Below are 22,566 nucleotides of genomic sequence, written 5' to 3' on the forward strand. Positions count from 1 at the left end.
GCGTACTTCATCATGGTCACCTCGGTGCCCGGGGTGAGGCCCATGTCGAGAATATGCTGACGAAGCGCCTGGTCGTCCGAGTCAACCGATGCGACGACGGCGTCCTTGCCGATCTCCAGATGATCGAGGCGCAGGGGCCATACGCAAGCTTCGGGCTCCGTGCCCGTCGGCTCTGATGACGTGTCGATTGCGTGTTCCATTCCGCCCTCCCATCGCGCCCGATCCAGTCTCACGAGGGCGCGGCACATGTTACCCATGGCTGTCATTCGTGATGATGATAACGCGACCGACAACGACAGGAGCCATGCAGCCAGATTTCCGCAATCTCGATCTCGGTCCCGAAACGAGCGAACCGAGGGGCAAAGCGGAACGTCGCGCAAAGCGCCTGGAGGCACGGGGCGCCGCACGCGAGCCGCGGGACGCGCCATCCCAGCAGACGCGTTAGATGGGGAGCCCCTCGCCACCGAGGTGCGAGGCGGGGTCGGCAGCCTCGAGCAAGGTGAAGCGGCCATGGTCGTATCGATACACGAGCACGCAACAGTTGGGGAAGGGGTCGGGGAGTTCGTCCTGGGCGAACTCGCTCCAGGCTCGTGCAAACGTCTTGCACGCGGCCCCGTGGCTCACGACGAGGACGTTTCCCGTGCGCGGAGCACCCGTCGGAAGGGGCTCGATCGCGCACGCCTCGATGGGAGCGTCGCTGCGGCCCGGAATGGGTGGCGCTGCGGACGCGGAAGTGTGCTCGGTAGCCGCGTCCCGCTCCAGGTCCCCACATGCGATCGCGCGCATGGCCCTGTTCAGGCGCTCGGTCAGCTCCTGTTCGGATTCTCCCCCGAACGCCACCGGATAATCGCCCATCGGCTTGGGCAGCGCAAGCACGTCGGTCCCCTCGAGCGCACCGAAAGAGCGCTCGCTCAGGCCCATGAGGCGCGCATACGGCCCACCCCACAGTATCTCCGCCGTCGAGCAGGCGCGCTCGGCGGGCGAGGAGAACGCCGCATCGAATTGGACGCCGCGCCCGTGCAGCCAGGCGGCCGCGGCGCGGGCCTGCTCGCGGCCGAGGTCGGTAAGCGGCGAGTCGCAGCGGCCTTGGATCAGCAGGCGTGTGTTGAATACCGTCTGACCATGGCGGACGAGGTAGATCATGCGGGACACGAGCCAGACCTTTCACTCGTGGAGTGGGCATCGTTACGGTACGGCATTATACGGCCCCTCTCCCATCGCTACGCCCTCACATCATGCGACATCCTCATCGAGCTTCACCGAGAACTTCGCCCTTTCCGTTACGACGCGGACGCGCTAGAGTAATCCTCAATCTCGTTTGCCCTCCACCCCGCAAGGACCCGTGATGGCCGCTCAATTCCCACACTCCGAGGATGCCGATCCCGCTTGCGGGTTCACCATCGGCCTCGCACTGCTCGACGCGGGCACAGGGAAGCTCGGAGCCGCATTGCTCCACCTCGCGGACGACCTCGAGGAGGCCCTCGGCGTCTACGAGCGCACGTTCGCCCCCCAACAGCCAGACGGCATCGCCCAAGCGCGGGATATCCGCGTCCAACGCATCGTGCCGCCCATCCCAAGCGCGGCCGAATCGACAGGTCCAGAAGAGGCTGCGCGCATCGCCGGAGCGTTTCCCGGCCACGTGCGCCCCCTATACGCGCTCGCCGCAACCGACACCTATGCCTGCACTCCCGCCGAACACGCGCTCATGCGCCTCACGGCGTCTTGTCGCGAGGCCGGCGTCCCCTGGGGCGGCGGACTTGCGTGCGGCGGCGGCTCCCTCATCGAGCCGTGTGCACGCGGTCCTCGTATGGGCCGTATGCGCCGCGCACGCTCCGAGCGCATCGACCAGCTAATCGCCGCCATCCGCTCACGCCGTGCCGTGAACGACATGATCGATGGACCCGCCTCGGGCATCCTGCTCGCCCCATGCCCCCTCCCCGCACCCCTCTACCCTTTAGCGACCAACTTCTACGAAAGGCATTGCCCATGATGTGGCTCGGCGTCGACGGAGGCGGAACTAAAACCGCCTTCTCCCTGTATGACGATGACATCACCTCCGTCGATCGGCTGGTACTGGGCACCTGCCATTACTCGCAAGTGGGCTTCGAGGGCATGGAGCGCGTCCTTTCCGAAGGCGTCTGCTGGGGACTCGATCGAGCCTCCCACACGTGCATCGAGCCCGCTGCTCCCAGCGTGGGCATCGGCTTCGCCCTCTGCGGCTACGGCGAGGGCGCCGATGTATCGCGACGCATGGACGAGGTGGTGGAACGCATCGCCGGCGCACGGCCCCATCTGTTAGTCAACGACGTCGAGGCCGCCTGGGCCGCAGGACTGGACTGTGCGGACGGCATCGCCATCATCTCCGGCACCGGGTCCATCGCGCTGGGCGTCTGTCGAGGCGAGAGCATGCGCTGCGGCGGATGGGACTACGAGCTCGGTGACGAGGGGTCCGGCGGTTGGCTGGGCAAGGAGGCCCTGCGAGCGTTCACCCGTCAAGCCGATGGGCGCGACGCGCGCGGTGCCCTGTACACACTCGTGCGCGAAAGACTCGGTATCGACGATGACTTCGACGTAATCGGGTGGGCTCAGCGTCATTACGCCGAGCGCTCATCGGTTTCCGCGCTCGCGCCGATCGTCACGGATGCCGCCCGTGCCGGCGACATCTCCGCTCTCGCCATCCTCGAACGCGCCGCTCAAGAAGAGGCCGACATGGTCGACGCGATCGTCCGGGGGCTATTCCATCGCAGCGGGCCACAGAGCGCGTCCATCCCCGTCACGTATGTGGGCGGGACCTTCGCCGCGGGCGACCTTCTGCTCGAACCGCTTGCCCGCGCGCTCGGTCCCGGTTGCCGCCTCGTTGCACCGGCACACGAACCCGACCTCGGCCCCGTCCTCCTCCTCAAAAACAAAACCCGCGGCATCTGATCCCAACGGAGCGCGGAAGCACCGATGCGCGCCATGCTGCGCATCGGCACGGGCTGGCGCAGGCCCAGGCGGCGTTTTGCCACGATAGTGACCATCATCCGCCTCACCCCAAAGAATGCACTTGACATTATTTAGATAGATATCTAATCTTCTAATATCAACCAAGTGAAAGGCCGTCCACCTAACGGGTGGATCGACCCCAAGACCCCAAGGATTGGAGGATCGATGGGAGGAGAGGCGTTCAAGGCGCTTGCCGACCCCACACGTAGGCGCATCCTCGAGTTGCTGCGCGGCGGAAAACTAACTGCGGGCGAGATCGCCACCCATTTCGACATGACGAAACCGTCCCTCAGCCACCACCTGAACTCACTCAAGGCAGCAGGCCTGGTCGAGGCACGCAGAGATGGCCAGAACATCATCTACAGCCTCGACACGACGGTATTGCAGGATCTGATGAGTTGGTTCTACACGTTCACCGATAGGAGAGATTCCAATGAGCACCATGTCGAACGATAAAAGGGCGACCAAGCCCGGACACTCCACAAGCCCCCTGAGCCGCCGCACCCTCATTGCCTTGACGGCACTGTGCATCGTGAGCCTGCTGGGACATATCGCCCTGCTCCCCCACATGCCCGAGATGATTCCCACACACTGGGACGCAGCCGGAACCGTCGACGGATGGACGGGGCGCACCGCGATTGTGGCCCTCGATGCGCTGCCCCTGCTATTCCTCTTCATGTTCCACATCATCCCGCGCATAGATCCGCGCGGCCAGGCGTACGAGCGCATGGGGTTGTTCTACACCGGGTTCGTCATCCTGTTCACGATCTTCATCGTCGCCATGACGTGGAGCTCCGAACTCACCGTCTTCGGCATCTTGCCCGAATCGGGCAGCCCCATCGGGGCAGCGACGAGCATCGCGGTGGGAGTGGGCCTCATGCTACTCGGCAATTACATGCCCAAGATCAAGAGCAACTACACCTTTGGCGTAAGGACCCCATGGGCGCTGAATGACGATGACAACTGGCGCCTCACGCACCGCTTCTGCGGCATCGCGTGCGTATTGGCCGGAATTGCGGTCGTCGGCGCGGGCGCACTCTCGCTCCAGCACGGAGAGATCGCGTTCTGGGTTTTGATGGCCGCGGTCCTGGGTGCAAGCATCGTGACGTACCTCTACAGCTTCCTCGTGTATCGCAACGGGAACAGGCCGCTTCGCACACGCTAAGGCACCCCTTGCACTTTGCGCCCTCCACCCCTTTGCGCCCCAACTGATATAAACAAGGCGGCGGTCCCGACAAACATCGGGGCCGCCGCCTCTTTCATCAGCTCATGTTTGCGCGTAGGCAGTGCCTATGCGTTTGACGCGAGCAGCTCGAGCGCCGCGTCGACGATTGCCGCGACATCGGCACGCGCGTACACATCTGGGTCGATGCTCGCCAACGGAACGTCGGAAGCCTCGCGAATGCCGCTCTGGGCGAATGCGACCTGGGGGCTCAGCAGAATCGCGTCGGCCTCCGACAACCGCTCGACCAACACGTTAATTGGAAGGGCCTCCACCTCGAGCGGAAGCTCGCGCTTCGAGACCTCGAGTTCGATCTTCTGAACGAGCAGACCGGTAGTGACACCAGACGTGCAGCAAATGAATACCTTCTTCATGACATTCTCCATAGGCTCATGAAGCGCCGATACTCCGAGGGGCGATGGGAATCGCATCGATGGGGCACCGGCCCCGTAGTCGGTCAACTACTTCTTGCGAACGTACTTCAGGCAGTCGAGCGTGACGGCGATAAGGATGATGACGCCGGAGAACACGAACTGCAGGTTGGTGTCGATACCGAGAATCGTGAGCGCATAGGTGAGTGCGGTGAAGATCAGGACACCCACGGTGACGCCGGAGATCTTACCGATACCACCGGTGAAGGAGATGCCGCCGACGACGCACGCGGCGATCGCGTCCATCTCCCAGCCCTGGCCATACGCAGCGGAGCCGGAGCCGACCATGCGGATGCACTCCAGCCAGGAGCCGAAGCCGTACAGCACGCCGGCAAGCAGGAAGGCACCGATGGAGACCGCGAAGACGTTGATGCCAGAGACGGCAGCGGCCTCGGGGTTACCACCGACGGCGAACATGTTCTTACCGAAGGTGGTCTTGTTCCAGATGAACCAGACGATGGCAATGGCGGCAATAGCCCACAGGATGATCGTGGGGAAGCCGTTGATCTTAGGCGTCACCATGCTGGGAATCGTAGGATCGATCGCGCCGAACGAAACACCCTTGGTAGCGTAGGTTACCAAGCCGAAGATGACCAGCATGTTGGCCATGGTGGACACGAACCAGTGCATCTTGAACCGCGCGGTGAAGAAGCCGGCGATCGCCGAGAAGAACGTGCACAGCGCCACGCAGACGACGAGTGCCATGACGATGCGGCCCACCACCGGGATGCCGGAGAAGTCATATGCCACGCCGAAGATGGTACCGGTGTTGGGGCCCTGGTGCATGATGACCGTCGAGGCGACCATGCTCATACCCACCATACGACCGATGGACAGGTCGGTACCGGTCTGCAGGATGAGCCCCGCAACGCCGAGAGCCAAGAACATACGGGGCGATGCCTGCTGCAGAATGTTGAGCAGGTTCTGCGGCGTGAGTAGGTTAGTGCCCTTCACGATGGGCGCCGCCACGCACAGGCCCGCGAACACCAGCAGAATGGCGATGTAGAGGCCGTTGTTCAGCAGGAAGTCGTGCGCGTTGAACGTGTAGCGATAGGCTTCCCAACGCTGGTCGAGCTTCTCGGCGAGCGTGAAGTGGCTCATACGGAGCAGGTCGATGAGGTGATAGCGATAGGCCGCGGCGTCGTGCTGGCGATCCTTGATGCGCTGCAGCTCAAGCTGGTAGGTCACCTTGGCATCGAACTGCTTGTTCTTGTAGACGTACTTCTCCTCCTTGGCCTCCTTGGCGTCGGAGGTTTTGGCCATCAGCTGCTTGTGCTCGGCCTCGAGCTCTGCTAGGCGCTTCTGGTACTTCTCCTTCGCCACGACGCGCTCGGCCGCGCAGCTCTCTTTGACCGGCGTGAGGTATTCCTTGTCGTAGTGGGCCTTGAGGTATGCCTCGCCGTCGGCGATCAGCGTTGCCACCTGCTGCTTGTGGGAGCTCTCGACCTGCTTGGCCGCGTCCATCTCCTTCTGCAGCGCGGCGATCTGCTGCTCGCGCTCCTGCTTGGTGAGCAGGCGGTCGCTCTTGATCGCGTCGATGCTCGACTGCAGCGACAGCACCTTGGTGGTGCCGCTCGAGCGAAGCTCATCGATCTTGCTCTGGATACCGCTCATGTAGGTATCGATTGGTTGCAGGAGGGCTGTCTCCCCCTCAACCGTCAGGATCTTAGGTGTAGTTGCCATAGCTCCCCCTCGCTAGAGATACTTAGCACTCAGACGCAGGAGCTCTTCCTGGTCCGTGCTCTTGGTGTCAACGATGCCGGACAGACGGCCGTTGGACATAACGCCGATACGGTTGGTGATGCCCAGGATCTCGGGCATCTCGGAGGAGACGACGATGACCGTCGTGCCCTTCTTCGCCATGTCGATGATCAACTCGTAGATCTCGTACTTGGCGCCGACGTCGATGCCGCGCGTGGGCTCGTCCATAAGGAAAACCTGCGGATAGCGCTCGAGCCACTTGCCGAAGATGACCTTTTGCTGGTTGCCACCGGACAGGCTGGAAATGAGATCATCGGGCCCCATGCACTTCGTGTTCATGGTCTTGATCTCGCGGTTGGTGGCGCGCACCATCTTGTCGTTCGACAGGGCGGGGCCGTTCTTGTACTGCTCGAGGTTCGCGATCGTGGTGTTGAACGTGAGGTCGCCCTTGAGGAAGAGGCCGTTGGCCTTGCGCTCCTCGGTGATGAGGGCGAAGCCGTGATCCATGGCATCGCGGGCGTTGCTGAAGTTCATGAGGTGGTCACGGAAATACACACGGCCGGCAGCGCGGGTGCGAATGCCGAAGATGGTCTCAAGCAACTCGGTGCGGCCGGCGCCCACCAGGCCGTACAGACCGAAGATCTCGCCGCGGCGCACGTCGAAGGTGATGTCCTGCAGGTGCGGGTCGAACTTCGTGGACAGGTTCTGAATCTTCAGAATGGGCTCGCCCGGCACGTTGTCCACCGGCGGGAAGCGGTTATCGAGCGAACGGCCGACCATGGCCGAGATGAGCTCGTTCATGTTCGTCTCGCTGGTGGATTTCGTCATCACGAGGTTGCCGTCGCGCAGCACCGAGACCTCATCGCAGATCTCGAAGATCTCATCCATCTTGTGCGAGATGTAGATGAGGGAGATGCCCTGCTCGCGAAGCTTGCGCATCATCTGGAAGAGCTTCTCCACCTCCTGCGCCATAAGCGACGAAGTGGGCTCATCAAGAACGATGACCTTGGCGTTGTACGAGATAGCTTTGGCGATCTCGACCATCTGGCGCTGGGACACCGACATGGTGCGCATGGGCTGGGTGAGGTTAACGGTCATGCCCAGGCGGCGGAACAGGTCGTTGGCCTCCTTGCGCATACGCGCCTCGTCGACGACGCCCATCTTGTTGACGGGATAACGACCGAGGAACAAGTTGTCCACGACGTTGCGCTCCAGGCACTGGTTGAGCTCCTGGTGCACCATCGCGATACCGTTTTCCAGCGCGTCCTTAGGTCCGGAGAAGCTGATCTCGCGACCGTCGAGCGTGATGGTGCCCTCGTCTTTTTGATAGGTGCCGAACAGGCACTTCATCATGGTCGACTTGCCGGCGCCGTTCTCGCCCATCAAGCCCATGATGCTACCGCGGCGCAGATCGAGGTTGATGTGATCCAAAACGCGGTTGCGCCCGAACGTCTTGCTCATCCCCTTGATGGAGAGGACGATATCTTGCTGTGATTCTGTCATGTAATCCCTCCCGGTATCTCTCGAAAGCCCGCCTCTCCAAAGACGGGATGTGCCGAAGGAAAGAGGAAGGGCGCCGCCGTGAAAAGTAGCCACATGCACCGGCGCCCTCATAAATCAGGGGGAAGAAGCGCCGCCTCTTCCCCCATGAGTCGCTACGAAACCGTGTTTGCAGCGCGGGTCAACCGATTAGCCAAGCAAGGATGTGTACGAAGCGCCATTGTCGGTCTTGACCATGTTGATGGCGAAGCCGTCGAAGGAGCTGGGATCGGCGAGCTTGTTGGTGATGGAGGACTCGGACTGGCCGTCGCCGCCAACGATCTCGAGGTCGAGGTTGAGGATGTCCTTGTACTTCTCGAGCAGGGGCTGATAGGTGGAGGACAGGAAATTGTCGGCGGAGTTGTAGATGGACAGCCAGATCTTCTTGGACGGGCTATCATCCTCGCTGAGCTGCTCCTGCGCGGTCTCGTACAGAGCGGTGGCGTCGACGAACTTGTCGGCGTTGTCGGCCGTTACGGCAAGGTTCATGGCGTAGTAGGAGCGCTCGTCCGCGCTGTACTTGAAGTCGTCGGCGGCGATCACGTTGCCAGCCTCGTCCTCCGTGCCAATGCCGGTGTCGATGTCGACGCCGTCGAGCACGTTGCGGATCAGGCGAAGGGTGAGGTAGGCCTGGACGGCAGGGTTCTGGGAAATCGTGCCGGCATAGCCCTCGGCGATTGCGGCGACGGCGTCGGAGTTGGCGTCATAACCGAAGGTGGGAACCTTGTTCTCCTTGGACCAGGCGTTGAACATGGCCATGCCCATGCCGTCGTTGTTGGAGACGACGACGTCGATCTGATCGCCGAAGGAAGAAGCCCAAGTGGAGATCGCGTTACCGGCGGTGGGGGCGTCCCACGTGGCGCCGGCGGTGGTCTTCATCTCCTGCGAGGCGAGCTCGCGGACGGTGTAGGTCTTACCGTCGACCTCGAGGGTGCCGTCCTTGACCACGGTAGCAGAGCCATCGGTGTTGGTGCCGGCGGCGTCGGACACGATGGCGCCGTCCTTCTCGACCGCGGTGCCCAGGGCCTTACGGCAACCACGGGTACGAGCGATGGAGTCGTTGTGACCCACGTCGCCGATGGCGAGGACGTAACCGATGATACCGTCGCCGTTGCGATCGATCTCGTCGATGTGGGCCTTGATGTAGTCGACGATCATGGTGCCCTCGAGCTCGCCACCCTGGTTGGCGTCGAAGCCGACGTAGTAGGTGTTCTTGTTGTAGTTGAGCGCGGTCATGTCCAGCTCACCGGTGGAGCTGTTGGAAGGCTGGCGGTTGTAGAAGATGACCGGCTTGTCGGTGCCGGAGGCAGCGGGCTCGCTACCAGCGGGGGCCTCGGAGCCGCCACCGCAGCCAACGAGGGCACCGGCGCCCATGGCGCCCATGAGGCCCAGACCGCCGACCTGCAGGAACTGACGACGTGAAACTTGCATTGAAACGCTCCTTTCATGCGATGGGATATCGCATTGAACCACGCCATGCGCTGGTTGCGCATGGCGACCCGGCGCCCCCTTCTCTTGGACACGCCGTGTCTCGTGCTTGTGGTAACGTTAACACCGCAAGGGCATACGCACCTCCCTTGCCCGTCTTATATCGCCAGAAGGTCTGTTTTTCTACGTGGACGGTTTTTGGATACCGGAGGCGGAACCGTCGGCGCGCCTAGGGGCGAGGCGCCACTGTCGAACGACGCACCAGCTCACCGGGTATGCGCACCGCCTCTATGGGCGCATCGACCGAACCCATGGCATGTTCGAACACCAATCGGCCGCGTTCCCTCAAATCAAAGCGAACTGTCGTCAACTCCACATGGGGGATCATGCTCCTAAGCGAATCGTCGATGCCCACCACGCTCACATCCTCCGGGACGCGGCGCCCCGCCTCGCGCAGGGCCGCGATGACGCCAACCGCCATCTGGTCGTTCGCAACGTACACGGCGGTCATGGTGCGATCGGCAGCAAGGGCGCGCCCGACTTCGTAGCCGCTGTCGGCCGTCCAGTCACCGCGCAGGGGCGCCACGGGCCCGATCCTGCGAGACGCGAGCGCATCACGCCATCCCGCCTCGCGAAATATGCTGTCGATGGAAAAGACAGGGCCACCCACGAAGCGAATCTGCTCGTGACCGTACTCGAATAGATGGTCCATCACGAGCTTGGAGCAACCGTAATGGTCGGAATCGACCGTCGTCACGCGCGGGTGCGCGCACATGGTCACGATGACGGTGTTCATACCCGGCTGAGGATCGAACGTCTCGAAATCGGGCGCCATGCGGCTCATGCCGATGATCATCGCGTCGACGGGCAGGGCGGCCATGCGACGCGAGGCGTCCTCCAGCGAGAAGGCAGACTCCTCATCCATCTCCACCATCGTCACCGCGCATCCCTGGGCGCATGCCGCCGCCAGGATGCCGTCAAGCATGGTGAGGTTGCCCACCTGCGTGACATCGTATGCGCACAGGCCCACCGCGCGATAGCACCCCCCTCGCAGCGACCTGCCCGCGTAGTTGGGCCTGAACCCCAGCTCTCGCATCGCCTCAAGAACCATCGCCCGAGTCTTCTTGCTCACGTTCGGTGCCCCATTCACCACGCGGGATACGGTCTGCTGGGAGACCCCGGCGGCGGCGGCGACATCGGACATGGAGACGTTGCGCCCCGCGCGCTGCGTGGCGCCAAGGGCCACTTCCCGATCGACCATCAAATATCCTCCCATCAACGTGCACCCCCGTTCTCGGTGGAGTCGTTCGACCGTTCACGCCGCGAAATCGACCAAATGGGGTATGTCGCGTGTTTTTTTATTTATGAGTACGTTAACATTGTTTTCGGCGCACTCATGCGTCTTTTTCGCGCTCACCCGCCGAAAACAGCGTCTTTCGTCTTGCAAGGAGGTCGGCATGATCGAAGCCGAACCGTTCGGCACCCTACCCACCGGGGAGGACGTGCACGTCTACACGCTACGAGTGGAGGAAGCCTCCGTATCGATCATGGATTTCGGAGCGACCATCTTGTCCGTCCGTGTTCCCGATGCCTCGGGATCCATCGCGGACATTGTCCTCGGATTTGGCTCCATAGACGGCTATCTCGACAATCCCGCCTGTTATGGGGCGACCATCGGGCCCATCGCGAACCGCACCGACCGTGCCGAGGTCCCTTTGGGTGAAGCCCTGTATCACCTGCCCGCCAACGATGGCCCGGAACACGCCAACAACTTGCACTCCGACCTCGACACCGGCCTGCACAAGCGCCTTTGGGAGGCGCGCGCGCTCGATGCCGACAACGCCCTGGTACTCACCTGCCACCTCGCCGACGGCGAGATCGGACTACCGGGTAATCGCACCTTCACCGTGACCTACCGGCTCTCTCTCGAAGACGACGGGTCCATCGCCCTCGAGGTATCGCATCAATGCGACACCGATGCCGAGACGGTCGTCAACATGACGAACCACAGCTACTTCAACCTGGCCGGGCACGACAGCGGGCAGGTCGACGACCAGCTCATCCGCATCGACGCCAACTCGTACCTGCCCGTGCGCGAAGACAGCGTGTCTACCGGCGAGGTGCTCGACGTCACCGGAACTCCCTTCGATTTCCGCAAGATGCACCAGTTGGGCGAGCTTATAACCCAAGTCGACGAACAGCTCCGCCGCGCGCGCGGATACGATCACTGCCTCTGCATCGACGGATTCGAACGCGGCGCGGCACCGCGACACGCGCTTCACGCCGAGGACCCGACGAGTGGACGGACGCTCGACGTCGCCATAACCGCTCCAGGTGCCCATCTCTACACCGGCAACTGGCTCGACGATGCGCAGGCGAAGGACGGCGCGTCGTACACGCCGCGCTGCGGCTTCGCCTTCGAGCCCGAGTATTATCCCGACGCGGTGCATCATCCCGCATGGGACCAGCCCGTCTGCACGCCAAACGCACCCTATCGGGAGCGCATCGTCTACCGCTTCTCGACCACCCGCTAATCACCGCAACACGCCACGATACGCGCGGCGAACGGATAGGAGGATCAAACCATGACAACCATCACCCGCACTCAGGCGCTCGACAAAGCTCGCGAGCTGTACGAGGCAGAGTTCGGCCCCATCCCTGCCGACGCCCACGTGCTCGCCATCCACGCACCCGGACGCTCGGAGATCTCGGGCAATCACACCGACCACGAGGGCGGGCATGTGATCGCCGGTGCACTCGACGTCTCGGTGGACGGCATCGCCGTGGCAAACGGCACCAACACGGTCCGCATCGCAGACGAGGGGTATCCCACGTTCAGCATCGAGCTCGACGACCTTGACGTGCGCGAAGACGAGGTCGGCACCTCCGCCAGCCTCGTGCGTGGCATGGCTCATGAGATCGCCGCGCACGGTGGCACCCCGGCGGGCTTCGACTTCGCCTTCGTATGCACCGTTCCCTCCGGCGGCGGCCTGTCCAGCTCCGCGGCGGTCGAGGCGGCATACGGACGGGCCATGGAGGCTCTCTGGGAAGCGCCCGCAGTCGATCCCGTCACGCTGGCACAAATGAGCCAGCGCACCGAGAACAACTACTACGGCAAGCCGTGTGGCCTCATGGACCAGGCCGCCGTGTGCCTGGGCGGGCTCTCATTCATGGACTTCGAGAACGCCCGACCCGCCACCGAAAAACTCGCTCTCGCCTTCGAGGACTACGGCTACTCCCTCGTTTTGGTGAAAGTCGGAGCAGACCACACCGACCTCACCCATGAGTACGCCGCCACCCCCGCCGAGATGCAGGCGGTCGCCGCAGAGCTCGGCCATACGCGCCTGTGCGAGGTTGACCCCGCCGATTTCGATGCCGCCGTGCCGGCACTCCGCGAGAAGCTCGGGGATCGCGCCGTGCTGCGCGCCATTCACTACTGGTACGAGAACGACCTCGTTGACAAACGCTGGGCAGCCCTGAAGAACGGGGACATCGACGCCTTCCTCGCCTACACGCGCCAGTCGGGCGCAAGCTCCGCCATGTACCTGCAAAACGTCTCCCCCTCCGGCGTTGACGTGCGCGAGCAGCACGCCATGCTCGCCCTGGGCCTGGCAGAGCACATCCTGAACGGACGCGGCGCAGTGCGTATTCACGGCGGCGGGTTCGGCGGCTCCATCCAGTGCTTCGTCCCTGTCGAGCTGGCCGCCGAGTTCTGTCAGCGCATGGATGCATGGCTGGGAGAGGGCTCCTGCCGCACCTACGCCATCACCGAGGACGGTGCTTCCGCAACATGGCTGTAACCGACACCCCCACATGCGACGAGCACGAGCAGGTGAGGCGTGCGCTCGAGCAGATGACTCTATATGCGATCGACTGCGGCATCATCGATGCGCAAGATCGCCGCTGGGCATACAACGAGCTCCTCGATGCCATGGGAGCCGAAGGACCTGCGCCGAGCACGGCCTGGGAAGCGGGAACCGAAACGTTCGATGAGGACTCGTTCGACTTGGATGACGCGCTCGCCGTGCTGTCCGAGGTCGCCGTGGCCAACGGAAGGTTCGAGGACAGTGCGGGTGGGCGAGACCGCGCTTCGATGGCAATCATGGGACGGCTTACTCCGCGTCCCTCCGACATCGCCCGCTCATTCGAAGACCTTCGCCGGGAAAAGGGAGCGTTGGACGCCACCAATTGGTTCTACCGTCTGTGCTGCGACGTCGGATACGTGCGCCGCTCGGCGATCGCCCGCAATATCGAGTGGACCTCTCCGACACGGTGGGGTGAACTCGAGATCACCATCAACCTTTCCAAGCCCGAGAAGGACCCGCGCGACATCGCTGCCGCCCTCACGCGCGCTGACGATGCCGAGCCCTATCCCGCCTGCCAGCTGTGCATGTCCAACGAGGGATACGCAGGACGGGCGGCGGCAAGCCCACAGGGTGCGCATCCGGCACGTCAAAATCTCCGTATCGTCCCCATCGAGCTCAGAGATGAAACGTGGGGGCTCCAATACAGCCCCTACGCGTATTTCACTGAGCACTGCATCGCGATGAGCCAAGAGCACCGTCCCATGCACGTGGACCGTGAGAACATCGCACGCTTGCTGGACTTCGTCGATACGCTGCCCCACTACTTCGTGGGATCCAACGCCGATCTTCCCATCGTGGGCGGATCGATCCTCACGCACGATCACTTCCAAGGCGGGCGCCACGTGTTCCCAATGATGCGGGCACAGGTCGAACGCACATTCACCATGCCGGGATTCAACGATGTCCGCGGCGAGGTGCTCCAGTGGCCCATGAGCGTCTTGCGGCTCTCATGCGAATCGCGCGACCGCGTGCTCGATGCCGCCGCCCACGTCTTGGAGGTATGGCGCGGTCACGCGGATGCGTCATGCGGTATCGTGCCACGCGATCCAGATGGGACGCCTCACAACACGGTGACGCCGGTTGCCACGAGGGAAAACGGGAACTACACGCTCTACCTCGCGCTGCGTTGCAACATCGCCACCGACGAGCATCCCCTTGGCGTGTTCCATCCCCATGCGGACAAACATCACATCAAGAAGGAGAACATCGGCCTCATCGAGGTCATGGGCTTGGCGATTCTGCCTCCTCGCTTGGTTGACGAGCTCGCATGCGTCAAGGACGTGTTGTTGGCAGCGCGGGCAACTAACGAGGATGAAGCGACGCTCCTCATGCACCTTGAGGCCAACGATCGCACCGCCCCGCATGCCGAATGGGCGACCGAGGTGGCGCGACGTCATCCGGACCTCACGCGCGAGAACGCTCAGCGCATCCTGCGCGACGAGGTCGCCGCAGTGTTTGCGGGCGTACTTGAAGACGCCGGTGTATTCAAGTGGAACGACACGGGCCGCGCCGGATTGCAGCGCTTCATCAGCGCGCTCTAGGAAATAGCGGACATCGCATCGTCTTTACATGCATTGAGCGGGCACGTCTTGAACGTGTCCGCTCATTTGTTCTAGCCTCACTCAGTCACTACGCGACGTTCGCCCGGTTCACACACGCCCGTACAAGAACCAGTTACATGGCGTTCGCCGGTGCATCCGCCGCCATGATGCTGCGCGCGACGATGCACATGACCATCAGTTCATCCATGTGCTCTGAGATCTTCACGTTCAGCTCGTATGTGTCATTTCGCTCCATGGGGACTTGCCTCGCCTCCACGTAGACCCTGCCGTCCGTGTCACGCACCTCGAAGCGGTTTGTCCAACCGCGCGTCATCACGACCTGCCAATCCGCGCCCTCGACGGTGAGGTAGCTCTCGACCGTGCTGGCAGGTGTGCGGAACTTGCGCTTGATATCGAACGTGTGTCCATCAGCCATGACGATATGATGCGCGCGGTCCTTGGCGTCAAGACGTGCGGTCGTGATTATGGCAAGCTCGCGGTGCTCGACATCTTTGAGGCGCGTGAGGCGCGGCGAGGAGAGCGGGTCGGTGTCCGCACAATAGACGACCTCCTTATCCATCGTGCTCACCTCCACCTCGCTGTGAACGCTCAAGAGCTTCGCCTTAATCCGCAGCTTCATGGTGTACCCCTTCCATACCAGCGCATTGGAATTGTGCTTTCTCAGCCTTGTACCCACAATCCCCGCTTAAAAAAATGCCCATGGCTTCCTTCCGATTCAACCCGGTCAAACGGAAGGAAACCATGGGCAATGTGCGTGCGGACATAGGCCATGTCGGCGCGGGCTGCGGCGCCGCACCGGATGCCAGGACGCTCCTAGCTCAGCAGCATGCGGTCGTTGGCGAGCTGGCCGCCGCTGACCTCCTCGAACTTCTGCAGTAGGTCGGGCACGGTCAGGGCGCGCTTCTCATCCCCGGCGACGTCGTAGATCACGCGGCCCTCATGCATCATGATGAGGCGGTTTCCCAGACGGATGGCGTCGTTCATGTTGTGCGTCACCATAAGGGTGGTGAGCTTGCGCTCGCCGACGATCTGTTCGGTGAGCTCGAGCACCTTAGCAGCCGTCTTAGGGTCGAGCGCCGCGGTGTGCTCGTCGAGCAGCAGCACGCGCGGGTTGGTGAGCGTGGCCATGAGCAGCGTGAGTGCCTGTCGCTGGCCACCGGACAACAGGCCCACCTTGGCCTGCATGCGGGTCTCGAGGCCCAGATCGAGCTTTTTAAGCAGCTCGGCGTACTCCTCGCGCTCGGCGCGGGTGATGCCCCAGCGAAGCGTGCGGCGCTGGCCGCGGCGCTTGGCGAGGGCGAGGTTCTCCTCGATCTGCATGTCGGCGGCGGTGCCGCGCATGGGATCCTGGAACACACGGCCCAGGTACTTGGCGCGCTTGGGCTCAGAGAGGCGGGAGATGTCCTCGCCGTCGAGCTCAACCGTACCGGAATCCAGCGGGTAGACGCCCGCGATCATGTTGAGCAGGGTGGATTTACCCGCACCGTTACCGCCGATGACGGTGACGAAATCGCCGTCGGCAAGCGTGAGGTCCACACCGGTGAGGGCGCGCTTCTCGGTAACGTTTCCGCGGTTGAAGGTCTTCTTGACGTGGGACAGCTTAAGCATCTGCCTCACCACCCTTCGAGTAGCTCGCGCGCAGCTTGAACCTCTCCCATACCACGGGCACGCACAGGGCGAGCGCGACGATGATGGCGGAGAGCAGCTTCATGTCATTGGCGTCCATGCCCATCTGGAGAACGATGGCGCGGATGAGGAAGTAGACCACGGATCCCGCCACGGCGGAGACCAGACGGCTCTTGAAGCCGGTGAGCTTGCCGGGAGTGAGGCGGCCGAGCACCTCGCCGATGACGATGGCGGCGAGGCCGATGACGATGGCGCCCGTGCCCATGCCGATGTCGGCGTACTTCTGGCTCTGGCAGATGAGGCCTCCAGAGAGGCCCACCAGCGCGTTGGAGAGCATGAGGGCGATCATCTTGGTCTTGGCGGTGGACACGCCGAGCGCACGGATCATGTCCTCGTTGTTGCCGGTGGCGCGCAGGGCGCTGCCGATCTCGGTGCCGAAGAACCAGTACAGCAGGGCGATGATGAGGACCGCCACAATAAGACCCACGATGATGGAGCCGGCGTTGGTGGAGAGGCCCGTCGCTTCCGTCATGCGGGAGAAGATCGTGTCATGCTGCAGCAGGGGCGTGTTGGACCTGCCCATAATACGCAGGTTGACCGACCACAGGGCGATCTGCGTGAGGATACCGGCGAGGATGGCCGGGATCTCGAACACGGTGTGCAAAAAGCCCGTGACCGCACCGGCGAGCATACCGGCGAGCATCGCGGCGACAATCGCGATGAGGGGGTCGACACCGGCGACTACGAGCACGGCGCAGACGCTTCCGCCGAGTGCGAAGCTGCCGTCAACCGTAAGGTCCGCGATATCGAGCAGCTTGTAGGTGATGAACACACCAAGGACCATGATGCCCCAGAGAATGCCCTGGGAGACGGCGCCGAGTAGAGCACCACTCATGTTGTCCCTCCTTCAAATCGAGCCAAATGAACCCCGACGGAGGTGTTCGCCGGGGTTCATCGCTTATGCGACAGATATAGATGCGCAGGTCAGTGTACCATGCGCGCGCCCTATGCGCTCACGTCGGTACCGCCGGCGTCGGCGAGGGAGCTCACGTCGATGCCGAGCTCGTCGGCGGTCTTCTGGTTGTAGACCAGGTCGCACTCGTCGGCGGTCATGGTCTCAATGGGCATCTCGGCCGGGTTGGCGCCCTCGGTGAGAATGCGCACGGCCATCTCGCCCGCACGGCGGCCGAGCTCCTCGTAGTTGATCGACACGCTCGCCAAGCCACCCGCTTCGACATGGGCGACCTCGCCGCACACCGTGGGGACCTTATTCTCATTGGCGATGGAGGCGATCACGGTCATGGCCGATGCGATGGTGTTGTCCGTGGGGGTGTAGATGGCGTCGACCTTGCCCATCATGGACTCGACCACCTGCTGGACCTCGTTGGAGCTGGAGGCGGTGTACTCGACACCTTCCATGCCGAGCTCGTCGAGTTGCTCGGCGGCAAGATCGATCTGGATCTTGGAATTTGACTCGGCAGTGCAGTAGAGCAGGCCAACCTTCTTGGCGTCGGGGACCAACTGATGAAGCAAGTCGATTTGGTCGGCAACGGGATTCATATCGGAAGTACCGGTGACGTTGCCGCCTGGGGCGTCGTTGTCCTCGACCAGCCCAGAGGCGGCGAAGTCGGTGATGGCAGTGCAGACGATGGGAATGTCGGAGGTTGCACCCGCGACCGCCTGGGCGGCAGGCGTGGCGATAGCGAGGATCAGATCGCAATTCTCATTCACGAGCGTGCTCGCGATGGTCTGGCAAGCGGACTGGTCGTTCTGCGCATTCTGCTGGTTGATCTTGGCGTTGATGTCGGCAGCTTCGATCGCCTCGACAAAGCCCTTGTTAGCGGCATCGAGCGCCGGGTGCTCAGTGAGCTGTAGAACACCGATCTTGTACGAGGCCGCCTTGGCATCGGAAGATCCGGCCTCGCCGGCAGAATCGCCGCCGCAGCCGGAAAGGCCAAGGCCGCCCGCCACGGCACATGCGGAGGCGCAGGCAACGCCCTTCGCGAACGAACGGCGGGAACAGGTCGTATCAGTCATGAGATTCTCCTAACGCGCCCGGAAGGAGGCGCGGCGTGGTTGAGGGAAACGACAAGGATCGAGGCGCGCACGGCGCCGTATCCCGGGCAATCGCTTAGACGATCTGGGCATCCTCGAGCGTCGAGATATCGATGCCAAGCGCGTCGGCAGTCGCCTGGTTCACGATGAGCTGGCACTCCTCGCTCGACAGGTACTCGATGGGCATACTGGCGGGATCGGCGTCCTCGATGAGGATCTTCACGGCCATCTCGCCCGCCTTATAGCCCAAGTCGTAATAGTTGATGCTATACGACGCCAGCCCTCCATCCTCGACCATGGTGTCGCATCCTACGATGACGGGGAGCTTATTCTCATTGGCGACCATGGAGACAGTCGCCATGCCCGCGGCGATGGTGTTGTCGGTGGGAGCGTAGATCGCGTCGACCTTACCGACCATGGATTCGACCATCTGCTGGATCTCGTTGGAGGAAGAAATGGAGTAACGCTCATGCGCAAGACCCGCGTCGTCAAGAGCCTCCTCGGCGAGTTGCACCTGCACCTCGGAATTGGACTCGGCGGAGCAGTAGAGGATACCCACGGTCTTGGCATTGGGCAGCAACTGGTGAAGCAGGTCGATCTGGTCGGCGACGGGGGTGAGGTCCGACGTGCCGGTGACGTTGCCGCCGGGAGCGTCGTTGGACTCCACGAGGCCGCTCTCCGCGTAGTCGGTGATGGCGGACCCCACGATGGGGATCTCGGTGGTGGCGCCGGCGACCGCCTGGGCAGCAGGTGTGGCGATGGCGAAGATCAGGTCGTCACCGTCGTTCACGAGCTTGCTCGCGATGGTCTGGCAGGCGGACTGGTCGTTCTGTGCGTTCTGCTGGTCAATCTTGGCGTCGATGCCCGACTTTTCGATGGCAGCCACGAAGCCCTCGTTGGTCTGGTCGAGCGCGCCGTGCTCGGTGAGCTGCAGCACGCCGATCTTGTAGGTTCCGCTTGCGGCGGACGAGCCGCCCTCGCTGAAAGAGGAGCCCTCGGCGGAGGAGCCGCCGCCGCAACCAGCCAAGGCACCCGTGGTAAACAGGCCCGCTCCAAGGGTGATGAAATTCCTGCGCGAGATGCTCAGCATGGCGATCAACTCCGTTTCCTCTGTTCCGGGCTTCGCTCTCGCGGCGAAGCACTTTATCGCGAAAAAGCACGCATGAGATATACTAGCGCGCTCACACAACCGCCACCACAACGTTAACGCCGTGTTAACAAGCGGGCAGCGTCTCAATCAACCGTGGTTTGAGGACAGAAATTCGATTGAAGTTGAGCACGTGCATCTACGGTCGCCCGGCGTTCCGTGACCGGGGCACCGGGCAGAATGCGATAGCTCACACATGCGAGAGAGAATAAACGCGGGCATACTCTATACCCTCTGCCACACTCAGAGATCTCCTCTAGGCCATCTCCGCCCAGCATTCGTTCGCCGCGAACGCAAACAAGGAGCTTTGCACGTGAAATGCAAAGCCCCTTGTTGTGTTTCGTGTTAGGCCTATCAGGCCAGACGTTAGAACTCGCAGCTGCCCACGGTGCGGGGGTGCGGAAGGACGTCGCGGATGTTGCCCACGCCCGTGAGGTACATGACCAGGCGCTCGAAGCCCAGGCCAAAGCCCGCGTGCTTGCACGTTCCGTAGCGGCGCAGGTCCAGATAATACTTGTACTGCTCGGCATCCATGCCCAGCTCGGCGATGCGGCGCTCGAGCACGTCGAGGCGCTCCTCGCGCTGGGAACCACCGATGATCTCGCCGATGCCGGGAACCAGGCAGTCCGCCGCGGCAACGGTCTTGCCGTCGTCGTTCAGGCGCATGTAGAAGGCCTTGATCTCGGCCGGGTAGTCGGTCACGAAGGTCGGGCACTTGAAGTGCTCCTCGGTGAGGAAGCGCTCGTGCTCGGTCTGCAGGTCGATGCCCCAGCTCACGGGATAGTCGAACGCGTGGCCGGCGGCGACAGCCTGCTCCAGGATCTCGACGGCCTCGGTGTAGGTCACGCGGGCGAAGTCGGAGTTCGCCACGTGGGTCAGGCGCTCGATGAGGCCCTTGTCCACGAACTTGTTGAGCATGGCGAGCTCGTCGGGGCAGCGATCCATGACGTCGCGGATGACTGCTTTAAGCATGTCCTCGGCGAGGTCCATGTCGTCGGCGAGGTCGGCGAAGGCGATCTCGGGCTCGATCATCCAAAACTCGGCGGCATGGCGCGTGGTGTTGGAGTTCTCAGCGCGGAAGGTGGGGCCAAAAGTGTAGACGTCACCGAAGGCCATGGCGAAATTCTCGGCGTTGAGCTGGCCAGAGACGGTGAGCGAGGCGGGGGCACCGAAGAAATCCTTGCTGAAGTCCACGTTGCCGTGCTCATCCAGCGGCGGGTTGGCCGGGTCGATGGTGGTGACGTGGAACATCTCACCCGCGCCCTCGCAGTCGCTCGCGGTGATGATGGGGGTGTTCACATACACGAAACCGCGGTCCTGGAAGAAGCGGTGGATGGCGGCGGCGGCCACGGAGCGCACACGGAAGACGGCACGGAAGAGGTTGGTGCGCGGGCGCAGGTGCTGCTGGGTGCGCAGGAACTCGACGGTGGCGCGCTTCTTCTGCAGCGGGTAGTCAGGCGCAGAGACACCCTCGACCTCGATTTGGGTGGCGGCGAGCTCGAAGGGCTGCGGCGCATCCGGGGTGAGCTTGAGCTCGCCGGTGCACACGAGCGCAGCGGAGACGTTTTGGTGGGCGATCTCGTCGTAGTTGGCGAGCGACTCGCGGTTCATGACGACCTGCAGGTCCTTGAAGCAGCTGCCGTCGTTCAGGGTGACGAAGCCGAAGTTCTTCATGTCGCGGACGGACTTGACCCATCCGGCCACCGTCACGGTCTGCCCGCCGAGCGCCTCAGCGTCGGCATAGAGCTGGGCGATCTTGGTGCGATCCATACGTGCTCCCTAGCGTAGATTCAACAGTTCAACAGCCCCTCATTGTAGCAGCGAAGCGCGGCGGTCGGGAGCGGCGGGGCAACGATGCATCTTTGAGAATCCGAGTCCCCAGCGCAAGAAAATCCGACCTTGGCCAAATGGATAATCCGACATCCATGGAATAGAAAATCCGACCTTTTGGCGGAGGAAAACTCGACCTTATTTCAATGGTGAATCCGAATGAAGCCACATTCGAGCGAGAAATCACGCCCGCGCCGCAAATCAGGCGAAAATGTAACGAACAATGAGACGCCCTGAGTAGACCGTGTTTTTTCACGGCAAAACCCCAGTTGACCGTCTTCAAATTAGGCGTCTACTCGGACAATAAAGATTCTTGTTACTTTTTCGCCCGATTTGAGACACGGAGGTCCGTATGGCACAGAACTTTTGGGGTGACGAGCTTCCCGACACCGTCGATCTGCCGCCGGCGGCACCTGCCTCCCGCCTGGGCTACGGCCGCATCGATTTTGAAAAGCTCCCCAACACGCGCGACCTGGGCGGCATGGTGGGCGCCGGCGGTCGCCGCGTGAAACCCGGCCTGCTGCTGCGCTCGGGCACGCTGGGCTTTGGCTCGCACGCCGACATCTCTCGCCTGCGCGACGAGTACGGCCTCCGCTTGGTCGTGGATTTTCGCAACCTTATCGAGCTCTCCGAGTTCCCCGACCCCATGGAGCGCATCCCCGCCGCGCGCTACCTGCACGCCGAGATCTTCTCCGACCACCAGGTGGGCGTCACCCAAGAACACGAAAAGACCGAGTTCGAGTACAAACTCGAAGCGATGGCCCAGGGTGATCCGACCGAGTTCATGACGCTGTTGTACCCGCACATGCTCACCGACGAAACGGGCATTAGCGGGTATCGCGCCTTCGTGCGCGCGGTTCTCGATGTCGAGGAGGGAGCGGCGCTGTGGCACTGCTATGTGGGGCGCGACCGCTGCGGCATGGGCTCGGCGCTTGTCGAAACCATGCTCGGCGTGAGCCGCGATGACATCCTCGACGACTACCTCGCCACCAACTTCTACGCGCCCATCGAGCTCACGCTGGACTCCCCCGCGTCGCGATGCTATTTCGAGGCGGTCGAGCGGGCTCTCGAGCCGTTTGGCGGCTTTGCGGGCTACATCACCGGGACCCTCGGCATCAGCGAGGATGAAATCGCCGCGTTCCGCGAGCGCTGCCTCGAACGCTAGTCGCCGCGC

At 62.8% G+C, this 22,566-nt stretch carries 21 protein-coding genes; 8 read left to right on the forward strand and 13 right to left on the reverse strand.

Features of this window, described 5'->3' with window-relative positions:
- On the reverse strand, positions 1-200 hold a 200-nt coding region (locus ACT8II_RS04275), incomplete at its 3' end, for a FeoA family protein (protein WP_443813062.1).
- A gap of 241 nt (positions 201-441) precedes the next feature.
- A complete protein-coding gene (locus ACT8II_RS04280; RefSeq protein ID WP_443813092.1) occupies positions 442-1,143 on the reverse strand; it encodes a histidine phosphatase family protein in 702 nt (233 codons plus the stop codon).
- Between the two features lie 202 nt (positions 1,144-1,345).
- Between ACT8II_RS04280 and ACT8II_RS04285 the strand changes: the two genes are divergently transcribed.
- The 4 genes from ACT8II_RS04285 to ACT8II_RS04300 all read left to right on the forward strand — a co-directional run bounded on the left by ACT8II_RS04285 (position 1,346) and on the right by ACT8II_RS04300 (position 4,150).
- On the forward strand, positions 1,346-1,990 hold the full coding sequence (locus tag ACT8II_RS04285; RefSeq protein ID WP_317440373.1) for a hypothetical protein: 645 nt from the start codon (positions 1,346-1,348) through the stop codon (positions 1,988-1,990).
- Entirely contained in the window at positions 1,987-2,925 is a 939-nt protein-coding gene (locus ACT8II_RS04290; RefSeq protein WP_443813064.1) for an N-acetylglucosamine kinase, read from the forward strand. Before ACT8II_RS04285 ends, ACT8II_RS04290 begins: the two co-directional genes overlap by 4 nt.
- 225 nt (positions 2,926-3,150) lie before the next feature.
- Positions 3,151-3,441: an autorepressor SdpR family transcription factor gene (locus ACT8II_RS04295; protein WP_006720969.1), complete on the forward strand. Its 291-nt coding sequence runs from the start codon at positions 3,151-3,153 to the stop codon at positions 3,439-3,441.
- Complete coding sequence (locus ACT8II_RS04300; protein ID WP_294122341.1) at positions 3,428-4,150, forward strand: SdpI family protein; 723 nt, start codon at positions 3,428-3,430, stop codon at positions 4,148-4,150. The genes ACT8II_RS04295 and ACT8II_RS04300 overlap by 14 nt, the downstream gene beginning before the upstream one ends.
- A gap of 125 nt (positions 4,151-4,275) precedes the next feature.
- Here ACT8II_RS04300 and ACT8II_RS04305 read toward each other — a convergent pair whose 3' ends face one another.
- The 5 genes from ACT8II_RS04305 to ACT8II_RS04325 all read right to left on the reverse strand — a co-directional run bounded on the left by ACT8II_RS04305 (position 4,276) and on the right by ACT8II_RS04325 (position 10,567).
- Positions 4,276-4,581, reverse strand: coding sequence for a PTS sugar transporter subunit IIB (locus ACT8II_RS04305; RefSeq protein ID WP_050754969.1), 306 nt, complete (start codon positions 4,579-4,581; stop codon positions 4,276-4,278).
- 87 nt (positions 4,582-4,668) lie between these two features.
- Positions 4,669-6,321, reverse strand: coding sequence for a galactose/methyl galactoside ABC transporter permease MglC (locus tag ACT8II_RS04310; RefSeq protein ID WP_276674451.1), 1,653 nt, complete (start codon positions 6,319-6,321; stop codon positions 4,669-4,671).
- 12 nt (positions 6,322-6,333) lie between these two features.
- On the reverse strand, positions 6,334-7,842 hold the full coding sequence (locus ACT8II_RS04315; protein WP_276670628.1) for a sugar ABC transporter ATP-binding protein: 1,509 nt from the start codon (positions 7,840-7,842) through the stop codon (positions 6,334-6,336).
- A gap of 186 nt (positions 7,843-8,028) precedes the next feature.
- On the reverse strand, positions 8,029-9,309 hold the full coding sequence (locus ACT8II_RS04320) for a substrate-binding domain-containing protein (protein ID WP_006720964.1): 1,281 nt from the start codon (positions 9,307-9,309) through the stop codon (positions 8,029-8,031).
- A gap of 226 nt (positions 9,310-9,535) precedes the next feature.
- Positions 9,536-10,567: a LacI family DNA-binding transcriptional regulator gene (locus ACT8II_RS04325; RefSeq protein WP_443813068.1), complete on the reverse strand. Its 1,032-nt coding sequence runs from the start codon at positions 10,565-10,567 to the stop codon at positions 9,536-9,538.
- A 196-nt stretch (positions 10,568-10,763) separates the two neighbouring features.
- Between ACT8II_RS04325 and ACT8II_RS04330 the strand changes: the two genes are divergently transcribed.
- From ACT8II_RS04330 to ACT8II_RS04340, 3 genes are read left to right on the forward strand one after another with little or no spacing between them, the layout of a single operon-like run.
- A complete protein-coding gene (locus ACT8II_RS04330; RefSeq protein ID WP_294158036.1) occupies positions 10,764-11,840 on the forward strand; it encodes an aldose epimerase family protein in 1,077 nt (358 codons plus the stop codon).
- A 51-nt stretch (positions 11,841-11,891) separates the two neighbouring features.
- Entirely contained in the window at positions 11,892-13,106 is a 1,215-nt protein-coding gene (locus tag ACT8II_RS04335) for a galactokinase (protein WP_294122352.1), read from the forward strand.
- Entirely contained in the window at positions 13,097-14,713 is a 1,617-nt protein-coding gene (locus ACT8II_RS04340) for a UDP-glucose--hexose-1-phosphate uridylyltransferase (protein ID WP_412108371.1), read from the forward strand. The genes ACT8II_RS04335 and ACT8II_RS04340 overlap by 10 nt, the downstream gene beginning before the upstream one ends.
- A 133-nt stretch (positions 14,714-14,846) precedes the next feature.
- Here the strand turns inward: ACT8II_RS04340 and ACT8II_RS04345 are convergent, their stop codons facing one another.
- The 6 genes from ACT8II_RS04345 to asnS all read right to left on the reverse strand — a co-directional run bounded on the left by ACT8II_RS04345 (position 14,847) and on the right by asnS (position 21,332).
- A complete protein-coding gene (locus ACT8II_RS04345; RefSeq protein ID WP_443813070.1) occupies positions 14,847-15,353 on the reverse strand; it encodes a hypothetical protein in 507 nt (168 codons plus the stop codon).
- Positions 15,354-15,547: 194 nt separating this feature from the next.
- Positions 15,548-16,342: an ABC transporter ATP-binding protein gene (locus tag ACT8II_RS04350; protein ID WP_443813071.1), complete on the reverse strand. Its 795-nt coding sequence runs from the start codon at positions 16,340-16,342 to the stop codon at positions 15,548-15,550.
- A complete protein-coding gene (locus ACT8II_RS04355; RefSeq protein WP_443813072.1) occupies positions 16,335-17,255 on the reverse strand; it encodes an ABC transporter permease in 921 nt (306 codons plus the stop codon). The genes ACT8II_RS04350 and ACT8II_RS04355 overlap by 8 nt, the downstream gene beginning before the upstream one ends.
- A 110-nt stretch (positions 17,256-17,365) precedes the next feature.
- Complete coding sequence (locus tag ACT8II_RS04360) at positions 17,366-18,397, reverse strand: ABC transporter substrate-binding protein (RefSeq protein ID WP_443813073.1); 1,032 nt, start codon at positions 18,395-18,397, stop codon at positions 17,366-17,368.
- A gap of 94 nt (positions 18,398-18,491) precedes the next feature.
- The gene (locus ACT8II_RS04365) at positions 18,492-19,505 is read right to left on the reverse strand and encodes an ABC transporter substrate binding protein (RefSeq protein WP_443813094.1); all 1,014 of its coding nucleotides are present in this window, start codon (positions 19,503-19,505) and stop codon (positions 18,492-18,494) included.
- Between the two features lie 423 nt (positions 19,506-19,928).
- Positions 19,929-21,332 (reverse strand): asparagine--tRNA ligase, encoded by a 1,404-nt coding sequence (gene asnS, locus ACT8II_RS04370; protein ID WP_443813075.1) that lies wholly within the window; start codon positions 21,330-21,332, stop codon positions 19,929-19,931.
- 412 nt (positions 21,333-21,744) lie between these two features.
- Here asnS and ACT8II_RS04375 point away from each other — a divergent pair, with 412 nt between their 5' ends.
- A complete protein-coding gene (locus ACT8II_RS04375; RefSeq protein ID WP_443813077.1) occupies positions 21,745-22,557 on the forward strand; it encodes a tyrosine-protein phosphatase in 813 nt (270 codons plus the stop codon).
- Positions 22,558-22,566: the final 9 nt, after the last annotated feature.

It is taken from the genome of Collinsella sp., assembly GCF_052346665.1.
Taxonomy (GTDB): domain Bacteria; phylum Actinomycetota; class Coriobacteriia; order Coriobacteriales; family Coriobacteriaceae; genus Collinsella.